At 65.8% G+C, this 13,338-nt stretch carries 11 protein-coding genes and 1 pseudogene; 5 read left to right on the forward strand and 7 right to left on the reverse strand.

The genetic code is table 11. From position 1 onward, the window contains the following. Nucleotides 1–51 precede the first annotated feature (51 nt). Nucleotides 52–881: pseudogene (locus A5766_RS13700) on the reverse strand (sulfurtransferase). A 38-nt stretch (nucleotides 882–919) separates the two neighbouring features. Beyond that, the gene (locus A5766_RS13705; RefSeq protein ID WP_039854247.1) at nucleotides 920–2,377 is read right to left on the reverse strand and encodes a dihydrolipoyl dehydrogenase family protein; all 1,458 of its coding nucleotides are present in this window, start codon (nucleotides 2,375–2,377) and stop codon (nucleotides 920–922) included. A gap of 102 nt (nucleotides 2,378–2,479) precedes the next feature. On the opposite strand from A5766_RS13705, the gene A5766_RS13710 reads away from it, so the two are divergent. The 3 genes from A5766_RS13710 (at nucleotide 2,480) to A5766_RS13720 (ending at nucleotide 6,067) form a co-directional block, all read left to right on the forward strand. Continuing rightward, entirely contained in the window at nucleotides 2,480–3,991 is a 1,512-nt protein-coding gene (locus A5766_RS13710; protein WP_005202112.1) for an alpha/beta hydrolase, read from the forward strand. 86 nt (nucleotides 3,992–4,077) lie between these two features. Next, nucleotides 4,078–4,302, forward strand: coding sequence for a hypothetical protein (locus tag A5766_RS13715; protein ID WP_005202113.1), 225 nt, complete (start codon nucleotides 4,078–4,080; stop codon nucleotides 4,300–4,302). Between the two features lie 223 nt (nucleotides 4,303–4,525). After that, the gene (locus A5766_RS13720; RefSeq protein ID WP_064905054.1) at nucleotides 4,526–6,067 is read left to right on the forward strand and encodes an alkaline phosphatase family protein; all 1,542 of its coding nucleotides are present in this window, start codon (nucleotides 4,526–4,528) and stop codon (nucleotides 6,065–6,067) included. Between the two features lie 7 nt (nucleotides 6,068–6,074). On the opposite strand, the gene A5766_RS13725 is transcribed toward A5766_RS13720, so the two are convergent. Both A5766_RS13725 and A5766_RS13730 read right to left on the reverse strand, forming a co-directional pair. Next, nucleotides 6,075–7,226 (reverse strand): TDT family transporter, encoded by a 1,152-nt coding sequence (locus A5766_RS13725; RefSeq protein WP_064905093.1) that lies wholly within the window; start codon nucleotides 7,224–7,226, stop codon nucleotides 6,075–6,077. Nucleotides 7,227–7,470: 244 nt separating this feature from the next. After that, a complete protein-coding gene (locus A5766_RS13730; protein WP_064863761.1) occupies nucleotides 7,471–7,791 on the reverse strand; it encodes a putative quinol monooxygenase in 321 nt (106 codons plus the stop codon). 155 nt (nucleotides 7,792–7,946) lie between these two features. Here A5766_RS13730 and A5766_RS13735 point away from each other — a divergent pair, with 155 nt between their 5' ends. Then, complete coding sequence (locus A5766_RS13735) at nucleotides 7,947–9,371, forward strand: aldehyde dehydrogenase family protein (protein ID WP_064905056.1); 1,425 nt, start codon at nucleotides 7,947–7,949, stop codon at nucleotides 9,369–9,371. Nucleotides 9,372–9,473: 102 nt separating this feature from the next. Continuing rightward, the gene (locus A5766_RS13740) at nucleotides 9,474–10,706 is read left to right on the forward strand and encodes an SAM-dependent methyltransferase (protein WP_064905057.1); all 1,233 of its coding nucleotides are present in this window, start codon (nucleotides 9,474–9,476) and stop codon (nucleotides 10,704–10,706) included. 28 nt (nucleotides 10,707–10,734) lie between these two features. Here A5766_RS13740 and A5766_RS13745 read toward each other — a convergent pair whose 3' ends face one another. The 3 genes from A5766_RS13745 to A5766_RS13755 all read right to left on the reverse strand — a co-directional run bounded on the left by A5766_RS13745 (nucleotide 10,735) and on the right by A5766_RS13755 (nucleotide 13,311). After that, nucleotides 10,735–11,598 carry an alpha/beta hydrolase gene (locus A5766_RS13745; RefSeq protein ID WP_064905059.1) on the reverse strand — a complete coding sequence of 288 codons (864 nt, stop codon included), beginning with the start codon at nucleotides 11,596–11,598 and terminating at the stop codon, nucleotides 10,735–10,737. A gap of 81 nt (nucleotides 11,599–11,679) precedes the next feature. Beyond that, nucleotides 11,680–12,513 carry an SDR family NAD(P)-dependent oxidoreductase gene (locus A5766_RS13750; RefSeq protein WP_064905060.1) on the reverse strand — a complete coding sequence of 278 codons (834 nt, stop codon included), beginning with the start codon at nucleotides 12,511–12,513 and terminating at the stop codon, nucleotides 11,680–11,682. A 123-nt stretch (nucleotides 12,514–12,636) separates the two neighbouring features. Next, the gene (locus A5766_RS13755; protein WP_064905062.1) at nucleotides 12,637–13,311 is read right to left on the reverse strand and encodes a GntR family transcriptional regulator; all 675 of its coding nucleotides are present in this window, start codon (nucleotides 13,309–13,311) and stop codon (nucleotides 12,637–12,639) included. Between the last annotated feature and the right edge of the window lie 27 nt (nucleotides 13,312–13,338).

A 13,338-nucleotide genomic window follows, 5' to 3' on the forward strand; every position in this document is an offset into this window, starting at 1 on the left:
GTGGGATCCTCGGGGGCATTTTTGCACCCCTGGATCCCACGCAACTCGACGTCAGCTTGTCTCCAGCGGCCGCGATGGGTCGGACGTCCACGCGTTCATCGAGCCGTCGTAGACCGATGCGTCGTCGCGGCCAACCGCCGCGAGGGCGAAAGCTGCTGCGGTGGCGGCGATTCCGCCTCCGCAGTAGGTGACGGGTCGCACCGAGTCGTCGAGGGCGCCCACCGCGTCGAAGATCGCTCGAAGCGCGGGAACGTCTTTCAACGTGCCCCGCTCGTCGACCAATTCGCCGAAGGGCACGTTCACACTTCTGGGGATGTGGCCGGCCGCGAAGGTGTCTCGGTCGAGGCGTTGATCAATAGCACGCCCGAGTCGTCGACGTCGGTGACCACCTCGTCGGTGGTCTCGATGCGTTCCTCCCGCCTCTGAGCTGTGAATTCTGCAGGCGGATAACCCGATTCGCCGCGGTCGACGGGGAAGCCCGCGTCAACCCACGCCTGCAGGCCCCCGGCGAGCACGGCGACGTTGTCGAAGCCCTCGAGACCGAACTGCCACCACAGCCTGGTGGCCCAGATTCCGTTCTCCGAGTCGTAGACCACGACGCGCGAGTCGTCACCGACACCCGCCGCACCCACGGCTGCAGCGAACTGTTCCGACGACACGACGGCGAACGGCGCCTCCCCGTCGGGGTCGGTGAGCGCGAGCAGTTGATCGACGAACACCGCGCCGGGAATGTGCCCGGCCAGGTACGACTCCTGCCCGGACTCGATCTGCGGCGCTCCGTCACCGAATCGGAGATGCACGGTCGCGTCGACGACCCGCAGCTTGGGATCATCGCCCAGATCGCGCAGGTCAGAAGCTGTGATGAGATGTGGCGTGCCCATACCCCGACACTACCGGCGACCGGCGCACACCCCGCCGATCAACTCTGTTCCCCGCGCAGGTTCTCGAGCAGCCTGAGCCAGATCTCACTGATCGTGGGATACGACGGGACTGCGTGCCACAACCGTTCCAGGGGAACCTCGCCGACGACGGCGACGGTGGCCGAATGCACGAGCTCTGCGATGTCGGGTCCGACAAACGTGGCTCCCACCAAGACGTTTCGCGCGCGGTCTATGACCAGCACCGCGTGGCCGCTGTAGTTCTCGCGTGCCAGCGCCGACCCTGCGACCTCGATGTCGAGTTCGGAGGTGACAACATCGATGCCCGCGTCGCGGGCGGCACGCTCGGTCAGCCCGACCGACCCGACCTGCGGCTCGGTGAACACCACCTGGGGCACCGCCGCGTGGTCGGCTGTGGCCAGAAAACGCTCGCCGTCGAGTGAACGGACTTCTGCGCGTGCGGCGATCACGTCACCGGCGACCCGCGCCTGATACTTGCCCATGTGCGTGAGTGGCGCGCGGCCGTTGACATCGCCGACCGCATACAGCCAGTCGTGCCCGGCGACATTCAGGTGATCGTCGACGTCGAGCTTGCTCTTGGGATCGATGCCGAGTGTCTCGAGTCCGACGCCGACGGTGCGGGGTCGTCGACCTGCGGCGACAAGGATCTCGTCGACCTCGAGTCGATCGACGACGTCGCCGTCGCGGTTGGCGAGTTCGACGACGGCCGGCCCGCCGTGCACTCGCCCGTAGCCGGTGTCGTCGACCTCCGGTCGCGCCACCGACCCAAACGTCGTGCCGAAGCGGATGTCGACTCCCCTGTCTCGCAGACCCGACAAGACTCGTTCCCCGACAAAGGGTTCCATCGACGGAAGCAGTGCGTTGCCTCGCACGACCATCGTGACCACACTCCCGAGCTCCGCGAGCCACGTCGCCGCCTCGCAGGCAACGACACCCCCGCCGAGGACCGCGATGCGTGCGGGAACCTCGACGAGATTCGTCGCATCACGCGACGTCCACGGCGCAGCATCGGCGAGACCCGGGATCGGCGGGATCGACGCGTCGCTCCCCGTCGCCAGCACCACCGCCTCGGTGGCGCGCAGGCGTCGACCCTCCACCTCGACCTCCCGCTCGCCCACCAGCCTGCCGACGCCGCGCACGACGTCGATGCCCGCGCCCCGCGCCCAATCGACCTGCGACGAGTCGTCGCGGTTGTGGGTGAACGAGTCGCGCCACGCCAGCAGACGGCCGGGTTCGGGCTGATCGTCGACGATTCGCGTCCGCGAACCGGGCAGCCCCGTCGCAGCCTCGAGTGCGGCGCCCGCCCCCAACAACGCCTTGCTCGGCATGCACGCCCAGTACGAGCATTCGCCGCCGACGAGTTGACTCTCGACGAGCACTGCACGACGGGCACTTCCGCGGATCGCGTAGTCGGCTGCGTTCTCGCCCGCCGGTCCTGCGCCGAGCACGATGACGTCGTAGGTGTCGGTGTCTGCCATGAAATCCACGGTAGCCCCGCCTGAATGGTGCGGACTGGCTGTAACACTTGCTGACCGCGGAACGACCACTAACACATCGGGTCCGCTCACCGCAGGAGAACCATGCCAATTTCACCCGAATCCGCTGCCGGCGATCCTCGCGATCAGTGGATTACCTACGACGCCCCCGTTGCCGACGAGTCGACGGCCCCGGGTAACCGAACTCCCGGTCCACGCCGAATCCGGCGCAGGCTCGTCGGTCTCGCCACTGTGCTCACCCTGACCGCAGCCCTGCTGGGCCTGAGCGCGGTGATCGGCAAGGACGACCGCGCCTCGGCGCTCGTCGGACACCCCGAGGTCCTGCGCAACGGCTGCACGTGGGACTCGTCGGGAAACTACGTCCAGAACTGCAAAGTGTGGTCGCCGTCACAAAACAAGTGGGTCGTCGTGCAGATCCGAGCGTCGAGCGGCAGCGACAAGGGCGTGTACCTCCTCGACGGCATGCGTGCCCGCGACGACCGCTCCGCGTGGACCACCGACGTGCAGGCCGCCAAGGTCTACGACGGTAAGAGCGACACGACACTGGTCATGCCCGCGGGCGGAGCGTCGTCGTTCTACACCGACTGGGACGCCGGAGCCGGCGACAAGAACGTCAAGATCAAGCAGGAGACCTTCCTGACCGACGAACTGCCCGCATATCTCGCGACCAATTTCGGTGTGAGCCGATCGAACAACGCGATCGTCGGGCTGTCGATGTCGGCCGGGCCTGCTGTCACGCTTGCCGAGCGGCATCCTGAGCAGTTCAAGGTGGTGCAGGCGATGTCGGGCTACTACCAAACCGACAATCCGATCGGCGCGCTCGGAGTGTTGGCAACGCAGACACTCGTCTCCAACTACACCAACGGGATCGTCAACATGTGGGGCGCGCCGGGAAGCGCACGGTGGACCGCGAACGATCCGTCGAAGAACATCGACAAACTCAAGCAAAACGGTCAGACGCTGATCATCTCGTCGGGAAGCGGCTTTCCGAGCCCCGCCGATATGGCGAAGCTCTCGCAGTCGGATCTGATCAACGCCATCGCGTTGGAAGTCCTGTCGGCGGTATCGACGGTGCTCATGCAGTTGCAGCTCGCACAGTCCGGGGTATCGGTGATCTCGCTTCCGAACTACGGGGTCCACAACTGGGCCAACTGGGATCGCAGCCTGGGCGCAGGCAAGAACGACGTGTTGGGCGCACTCAACAAGACACCTGCGGTGACCGCGAAGACCCAGCTCGTCAGTGCTGCGGGATCGCCGGAACCCGACGGCGTGGCCAAGGCAACTGCTGCCGCGCGTGTCGCGGCGTCGCAGCAGGTGCAGTCCCCGGCGGTACTCGCAGCGGTGGCGGCAGACAAGGCGTCGAGTACATCGAGCACTACATCGACCTCGACCTCGCCGTCGGAATCCGCCCGATCTGCCGGCTCCACAACCGAATCGACGACCAGCACTCCTTCCGAGGAGACCACGACAACCACAACCCCTGCCCCGACGGGCTCCAGCACATCGAGCCCGAGCAACTCGACGCCGCCGCAGTCGACGACTTCTGACTCGACGACGACTACAACAACGACGACAGTCGCCACACCGTCGCCGTAACCCTGCAGGCCGGGGGAAGCCGCTAGGCGCCCAGCATCGTCGTGCCCGTCCGCTGACGGATCGGCTCGAATGATCTACTCAAGGGCATGACGCCTTCACCGAGCGCCCTGGTCCTCGCCGCGGATCAGGGCGAGGTCGCAGTACTCACACTTGCCATCGCGCTCTACTCGGCGGCCATACTCATCGCGATCGGCGTGGGTATCAACGCCGTCAACCGCAAGCGTCGACGCCTCGCCATCGCGATGGCGATATGCGTCGGGGTGCTGGTGGTTGCCGGCGTCGTAGTCGCGGTGATGAGCAGTATCCACTGACGGCTAGCCGTCCCTAGCCACTGACGGCTCTGCCGTCCCAATCCCACTGACGGCTCGCCGTTCACCTGCACCGACGGCCTGCCGTCCACCACCTCGACGCCCCGCGTATGCGCGAACGCTCAACGGTATTCACCGAGGGGGCTTAGACTTCGGCGGTTACGCTCTGCCGCGGGGGACGCAGCCCGTAGACCCGACGGTGGAATCGATCTGATCAGGGGTGTGTATGTCAGAGATGCCGTTCGGTGGGTTGAGTCGTCGCGAGTTCTTGTCGCGAGTTGCCGCGGTCGGCGGGGGCGCACTGCTCACGTCGTGGGCCGCGCCGATCATCGACAAGGCCTACGCCCAGGCCGACCCTGCGGGCACGGGATCACTCGACGACATCGAGCACATCGTGCTGTTCATGCAGGAGAACCGCAGCTTCGATCACTACTTCGGCACCTACTCGGGTGTGCGAGGATTCGGCGAGTCGACGCCGCTGTGGCGCCAGCACGGCTGGGCACCCGGCGTCGGACCGACCAAGTCGGGATACACGATGCCGTTCCGCCTCGACACCGAGAACGACGCCAACCTCGACGGCGAGTGCATCAACGATCCCGACCACTCGTGGGCCGGGCTCCATCACGCGTGGAACGGCGGCCGCAACGACGGTTGGCTCCCCATGTCGATCGATTCGGTCGGTCCCGCCAACGCGCCTGCACTCATGGGCTACTACGAGCGCGAGGACATCCCTGTCCACCGGACGCTTGCCGAGGCATTCACCATCTGCGACGCCTACCACTGCTCAGTACTCGGCCCCACCGACCCCAATCGCCTGTACTGGATGAGCGCAACGCTCGACCCCGAGGGCAAGCACGGTGGTCCGCTTCTCGAAACACCAACGCTCATACCCAAATTCGCCTACAGCTGGCGCACCATGCCGGAGAACCTCAGCGAGGCGGGCGTGAGTTGGAAGATCTACAACAACAAAGACCTCGGCCCGGTCTCGTCGGTTGTCCTCGACGGCATGATGGGCTGTTTCAAGCAGGCGCAGAATCCCAACTCGGAGTTGGCTCGACGCGGTATCGACCCGACCTACCCGAACGACTTCCGCGCCGACGTCGCCGCCAACCGGCTACCCAAGGTGTCGTGGGTCGTCCCACCGGCGATGGAGTGCGAACATCCCGCGCTGCCCGCGGCTTTGGGCGCTGTCGGCATCGTGCAACTCCTCGACATCCTCACGTCGAATCCCGCGGTCTGGGAGAAGACGGCTCTGATCATCAGCTACGACGAGAACGGCGGCTTCTTCGACCACGTCGTTCCCCCGACGGCACCGCCCGGCACCAAGGGCGAGTACGTCAGCGTGCCGAACATCAACAAGGTCTCGTCGTCGAAAGGCATCCGCGGGCCGATCGGACTCGGCTACCGCGTGCCGTGCTTCGTGATCTCGCCGTACAGTCGTGGCGGACTCGTCGCGCGCGAAACCTTCGACCACACTTCGCAATTGCGACTCATCGAGAAGCGCTTCGGCGTCGACGTCCCGAACCTGACCGCGTGGCGCAGGCAGACCGTCGGCGACATGACGACGGCGTTCGATTTCGCGCACCGCCCCAACTCGGCGCGACCACGCCTCGGCGACCCGAATCCCAAGGCACAGAACGCCCTACTGAAGTGCGGCCCCAACATTGCAGCGGGCACGGCCGGGTATGGCGCGCCGTATCCGGTGCCGCCCAACAGTATGCCGCGTCAGCAGCCCGGCACGCGTAGGTCGCCGAGCGGCATCGTCTGACCCGTTGTCACGCCGCGGCGGGCAGACGTCCGTCGAGAACCGCCGCGGCTGTGCGCGTGAACACTGTCATCCACACTGTGACGAGAACGCCGAGAAGTATCGCTGCGGCAATGCGAAACATGGTGGAGTCCAACACTGTTCCCAATGCTGCCAGTCCAGTCACGCAGGTGCCGATCGGAAACGTGAAGCTCCACCATGTCAGCGCGAACGGCATGGAACGTCGGATGTTGTGCACGGTGACAGCGGTGGCGAGCGCGAACATCACTACGCCCAAGCCGGTCGCCGCGACCCCGTAACCGACACCGAAGATCCGCAAACCCGTTGCGATGGTGTGAGACTCGGAGGCGTACCCGGCGAGCGCGGAGTCGGCATGCGCGGCAAGCGAATTCGCTGCCGTGATGGACTGGCCGATGATGCCGAGCGTGATCCAGATCGTCGGCGCGGCGCACCCGGTGGGTACGGTCCCGTGAACCAGGCGGCCATAGATCATCGAGAGTGTGATCAAACCCAGGAACAAGCTCAGTCCAAACAGCAAGTAGCACAACAGCAGAAAGCTCACTCGCCACTGCCCCGCCGGAACGTGGTCGACCAGCAGCGCACCCGTCGTCGCCGACACCATCGGCGGGACGACCGGCATCAGCCATGCCGGTAGCGCGACAAGGTCGGTGCGTCGACGATGGCGCGTCATCATGAGAAATGGCACCCCGATCGCCGTGCCTAGCCCCACGAGGGTCCCGACCGACCACAGGGCCGCGTCGACGACAACCGCGGCGTCGGTCCCGAGGATCGACGCCCCGACGGTGATGGTGCCCGCTCCGACGGTCAACAGTGCCATCGGGATCGCGCCGTAGAACTGAACCATCACGGGGTCGGCGGCGTAACGTCGCGCCTGCCCGGAATGCCGCACCCAGTGCACACCGAACGCCGCGGCGATCACCACCAGCAGCACCGCCGCGAGCAACCAGATCGCCGTCGCGAAGCCGCGGACCGCCGGTACATCTCCGGCAACACTGATCGCCGACGTCGCCACGATCCCGGTACCCATCACCGCCGCGAACCAGTTGGGCGTGATGTGGGCGAACGCCTCCGCGCGACGCCCCCCCGACGACCCGCTCGACGGAACGTCGGAGGCCAGCGGACGGTCGAGGATCTCGGTCATGGTTCCCAGCATCGGCCGCCGGCCAACCCTCCGGAAGACGGCTCAACGTTGTGGGGCCACAAGCACTGGTTGTGGCTGAGCACGCCCACTCGACGCGACGAAGCGCCCGCTCGACGGAATACAGCGCCCACTCGGCCGCGCTCCCTGCCGACTGGGCGCTTCATTCAGCCCACTGGGCGCTTCATTCAGCCGACTGGGCGCTTCATTCAGCCCACTGGGCGCTTGGCTCAGTCCACCGTGCAGGTCAGTCGACGGCCATCTCGCCGAGCTCCGACCAGCCGTCGGCGTCGACGGTGGTGTTGATGATTTCCGGTGTCGCGACGAGGAACTGCGGCAGGTCGGCGGTCGCCTTCTTGAAGTGATCGCTCGAGACGTGAGCGACGGCGGCGTCGTCGTCGAACGCCTCGATGAGGACGTATTCGTTGGGGTCGTCGAGGCTGCGTGACCACGTGAACCATTTGTTGCCGGGCTCCGACCGTGTTGCCTCGGTGAATTCGGCGACCAGGTCGGGCCACTGATCTGCGTACTCGGGCTTGATCTGCCATTTGGCGACGATGTGGATCATGCACCCAGCCTAGGTCGCCGCCACGACAACGTGGAACGGTTGCCGTGTCTCATTGTGAGAACACCGATCGTGCAAACACCGAGTGTGAGGCGGCGTGCATCACCTAACCCAAGCGGGCGTAACTTGGGTCACACAGCACCACAGGAGGAGAAGCGATGCGCGAGATCACCAAGTTCTACGTCGACGGTCAGTGGGTGGAGCCCACCGAGTTGAATCTCATCGACGTGATCAATCCGGCCACCGAGAAGGCCGCTGGCCACGTCGCCCTGGGCACCGCCGCAGACGTCGACGCCGCCGTGAACGCAGCGCGACGCGCCTTCGCCTCGTGGGGGCGCAGCTCCGTCGACGACAGGCTCGCCGTGCTCAACGCCATCATCGCGGAGTATCAGAAACGCGCAGACGACCTCGCCGACGCCGTCACCGAGGAGATGGGTGCCCCCGCGGGACTGGCGCAGGCCGCCCAGGTACCGATCGGCCTCGGACACCTCATGACCGCCGCTGCGGCGCTGCCCGAGTACCGCTTCGCGGAGGATCGCCGAACCTCTCGAATCGTCAAGGAGCCCATCGGTGTCTGCGGATTCATCACGCCCTGGAACTGGCCGCTCAATCAGGTCATGTGCAAGGTGGCACCCGCGTTGGCCACCGGCTGCACGATGGTGTTGAAGCCGTCGGAGGTCGCTCCGTTCTCGGCCGCGATCGTCGCCGAGATCTTCGACGCCGCAGGCGTTCCCGCAGGCGTCTTCAATCTGGTCAACGGTGACGGACCCGGCGTCGGGTCGGCGTTGGCGGCCCACCCCGGCATCGACATGATCTCCTTCACCGGCAGCACCCGCGCGGGCATCGAGGTCGCGCGCACCGCAGCCCCGACCGTCAAGCGCGTCGCACAGGAACTCGGCGGCAAGAGCCCCAACATCATCCTCGACGACGACGACCTCGCACAGAACGTCGCCGGTGGCGTCGCATCGGTCATGCTCAACTCCGGACAGTCGTGCAACGCACCCACCCGCATGCTCGTCCCCAACTCGCGAATCGACGACGTCGTCGAGGCCGTGAAATCGGTCGAACCCTCACTGACAGTGGGAGATCCGACCAGCAAGGTGCGTCTCGGCCCGGTCGTCTCGGAACCGCAGTTCGAGAAGATCCAGGGCCTCATCGAGCGCGCGATCGACGACGGCGCCACCCCGGTCATCGGCGGTGCCGGCAGGCCTGACGATCTGCCGACCGGCTACTACGTGCGTCCGACCGTCTTCTCCGGCGTCACCAACGACATGGAGATCGCGCGGACCGAGGTGTTCGGGCCCGTGCTGGTCGTCATCGGCTACGACGACATCGACGAAGCACTCGAGATCGCCAACGACACCGAGTACGGTCTCGCGGGCTACGTGTCGGGCAAGGATCTCGACGAGGTGCGTCGGATCGGCGAGCGTATCCGCGCCGGATCGATCTCCCTCAACGGGGCGCAACTCGATCCGTCGGCACCGTTCGGCGGCTACAAGCAGAGCGGCAACGGCCGCGAGTGGAGCGACTACGCATTCGACGAGTTCCTCGAGGTGAAGTCGCTTTTGGGCTACGACGCCTGAGCCTACGTATCCGGATGGGTCACACATGCCCATCCGGATACGCTGCGGGCAACGAAGACTCGGTGACAGTCGCAGAGTAGGTCGACCCCGCGAGGAGCCAAGATGACCGTTGCCCGTGACATCGCCGACGTGATCGAACACCACATCGGCGGTGAGATCCCTGTGCATCTCACCGCATGGGACGGCAGCGTCATCGGCCCGGACGACGCTCCGCACGTCGCCATCTACAGCCCCGACGCGCTGCGCCGAATCATCTGGCATCCAGGCGAACTCGGCGCAGCTCAGGCCTACGTCACCGGCGAGCTCGATGTTGTCGACGACCTCGACGACGCCCTCACCCATGTGTGGGAGGTCGCCGCCGCTCGCGGGCTCTCTGGTATCCGCCCATCACCGCGTGTACTTTTCGACGTCGCGCGACTGGCTCTCCGCTACCGACTTCTCGGCCTCCCCACAGCCCCGCCTGCCAGCCAGGCACGCGTGCGGGGACGTCTGCATTCCCGCGCTCGCGACCGCGCCGCGATCAGTCACCACTACGACCTGTCGAACGACTTCTATGAGCTGATCCTCGACGAGCACATGGCGTACTCGAGCGCCTACTGGACGTCGGATCACCCCGACTACACGCTGGCCGACGCGCAGGCGGACAAACTCGATCGCGTCTGCCGCAAGGTGGGTCTGGATTCGGTTGCCGGACAGCGATTCCTGGACATCGGGTGCGGATGGGGCTCGCTATCGCTCTATGCGGCAGAGCACTTCGATGCACGAGTGGTCGGCGTGACCATCTCACGCGAACAGAAGGCATTCATCGACGAGCGCATCGCCCAGCGCGGCCTGGCCGACCGCGTCGAGATCCGCGTGCAGGACTACCACGAGATCCCCGACCCTCCGTTCGACGCCGTGGCGTCGTTGGAAATGGGCGAGCACGTCGGTGAGCAGAACTATGCCACGTACGCACAGGTGTTGCGCGACAAGGTCATTCCCGGTGGACGTGTGTGCATTCAACAGATGTCAAGGCCCGAGGGCAAGCATCCCGGCGGTGGCCCGTTCATCGAGTCGTTCATCGCACCCGACATGTACATGCGCCCCGTCGAGCGAACCGTGCAGTACCTGACCGATGCCGGACTCCGCGTCGACGACGTCGAGGAGATGGCCGAGCATTACGTTCGGACCGTAGACATCTGGTACGACACCTTCGAGAAGAACTGGGCACGTGCCGTCGACCTGGTCGGCGATGAGATGGCACGCGTGTGGCGGCTCTACCTCGTCGGCGGACGCATGGCCTTCCGCGACGGCCGCATGGGCGTCGAGCAGATCACGGCGACGAGACCGCGTTAGCCCTGAGACCGCGTTAGCCCTGAGAGCGTTAACTCGGCGCGACGTGCTGCTCGAGCCACCCGAGCGTCGTCGAGAGCACCTTGTCCTGCTCTGGCTCGTTGAAGATCTCGTGGTAGAGATCGTCGAAGATGACGAGCGTCTTGTCGTCGGAGCCCGCGAGGCGTTCGACCATCTCGCTGCCTGCCGGGTTGGTCAGCCGGTCGGCCGAACCGTGCATCACGAGAAGTGGGATCGTCAGTGAGCCCACGCGGTCGGGGAAGCTCTGCATCGTCGACAGCATCTCCGCACCCAACCGCGCCGGAATACGAGCGCGCGTCACCAGCGGATCGGCTTGGTATGCGGCGACGACGTCGGGATCGCGAGAGACGGCCGTCGAATCCAGCGCGATGGTCGGCAGCCAGGGCGCAACCTTGCCGAGAACCTGGGAGACGGCGATGACCGGACCCGGCATGTCGTCGCCGGGCATCACGGCGGCACCGGAGAGGATCAGTCCGTCGAGCTTGCCCTGATGGTCGAGTGCGTAGTCGAGCGCGATGCAGCCGCCCATGCTGTGTCCGAGCAGATAGGTGGGCAGCCCGTCGATCGCGGTCTGCGTGACGACGGTGTCGAGGTCGTCACTGAATTGCTTGAATGACTTGATACGCAACCGTTTTCCGCCGGATCGGCCATGCCCGAGGTGGTCTGGTATCGCGACGGAAAATCCGGCGTCGGTGAACACCTTCGCGACATGCGAGTAGCGTCCGCCGTGCTCGCCGAGGCCATGTGCGATGACGACGAGTCCGCGCAGGTTCGCGGGCGTGAGGGTTGTGTAGAAGATCTGCTCGCCGTGCTTGCCGGAGAAGGTGCGCTCTTCGGTCGTGACGCCAGGTGTGCCGTCTGCGCTGTCAGCCATTGGGCCATTATGGCTCACCGCGCGGCCAGATCAGCAAGTTCGGGCCAAGCTCCACCCGGGCACGTCAACCACCGGTCCGCGTCAGACGCCGACCCCGACGAACTTCTCCGACGCCGCCCAGAGCCCGTCGATGAGGTCTCGGCGGTGTGCCTGCTTGTTCTCCCGACCGTTGGGCTTGAGCCGGTCGAAGTAGACGCCGTTGATCTCCGGGTCCGCACCACGACGTGCCAGCGCGATGAGTGGCTGCGCACCCTGCTCAGGGGTGATGGTGCCGAACCGCTTGAGCGGTGTGCGATAGAACAGTCCGACGAAGGCAGAGTCGCGACCGAAGCTGCTGGCGACCACACCGGGGTGTACGGCAGCCGAGACGATCCCGTCGTCGCGCCACCGATCGGCGATACCCCTGGTGAACATGATGTTCTCCAATTTGCTTGTCCCGTAACACCGTAACTCGATCGTGCGTCGTCGCTCGAAGTCCAGGTCGGTGAGATCCACGCTGCCCGCAAGGTTGCCGAAGCTCGAGGTGTTGACCACCAGCGCGCCACCGTCGGCAGCCAACTGCTCCTTGAGCAGGTTCGTCAGGAGAAACCCGCTGAGGTGATTGATCTGGAAGTTCGGCTCGTGTCCGTCCGCCGTCTTCTGTGCCGGCGCGAACGTGCCGCCCGCGTTGTTCAGCAGCACATCGATGGAATCGACCCGTGCGGCGATGTCGCCCGCCAGAGCGCGCACCTCGTCGAAGCGCGCGTAGTCGGCGGTGAACGCCGTCGCACCCACTTCTGCCGCCACAGCCTTCGTCTTCTCCTCCGACCTTCCGACGATGATCAGGTCGACGTCGGGTCCGGCGAGCTCGCGCGCGGCGACAGCTCCTATTCCGTCGCTGGCGCCGGTGATCACGATTGTCCGTGTGTCTGCCACTGAGGTCCCCCGCTTCGTGTCATCGAGCGTCGTGCCCGAACCGTTCTCATCAGGTCTACACGGCGTCGGGTCCAGACGGCGTCGGGCCTGGTCCCATCGCTCGCGGGGCACGACGAGCACGCATCACTCGCGCCAGAACCCCGCTTCTTCCAGCAACTCGACGGCGCGATGGCCCCCACGCAGGAAGTGCCCCTCGATCAGCGTGCGAACGATGCCCGGCGAACGGCCACGCAGAGCGTCGAGGATCTCGCGATGATCACGCATCGACGAGGCCACCGCGTCGGGGTGGGAATCGAAGAACCCCGACGGAATAGCCCTGCTGAGCAACCGAAGCTCCGCGATCAGCCGCCGTGATGAGGACGCCTTGTTGATCACCCGATGGAAGTGCGAGTTCAGTGCTTCGAGTTCGATGAGGTCGGCGGTCGATTCCATCTGCGCGGCAAGGTTGTCGAGAGTCGCGAAGGCGTCGTCGGAGAGGTTCATCGCAGCACGCTCTGCGGCAAGGCCCGAGATCACACCGAGCATCCAGTAGTGGTCGCGAATGTCGTCGCGGGACAGGTCGGCGACGAACGCCCCGCGGCGCGGGATCGTCTCGATGATGCCTTCGCCCGCCAACGAGATCAGCGCCTCACGGACGGGCAGTTTGCTCATACCCAAGTGGTCGGCGAGCGCATCCTGGTCGATCTTGGCGCCCCGACGTAACTCACCGGCGAAGACGAGGCCCCTGATCGCACGGGCCGCGGCCTCCTTGCGCACCGACGTCGCCACGTCGGACTTCTCGGCGGAGTTCACGGTCATTCGTCGATGCTATCGCCCAGTCGACGC

It is taken from the genome of Gordonia sp. 852002-51296_SCH5728562-b, from assembly GCF_001665475.1.
GTDB lineage: Bacteria > Actinomycetota > Actinomycetes > Mycobacteriales > Mycobacteriaceae > Gordonia > Gordonia sputi.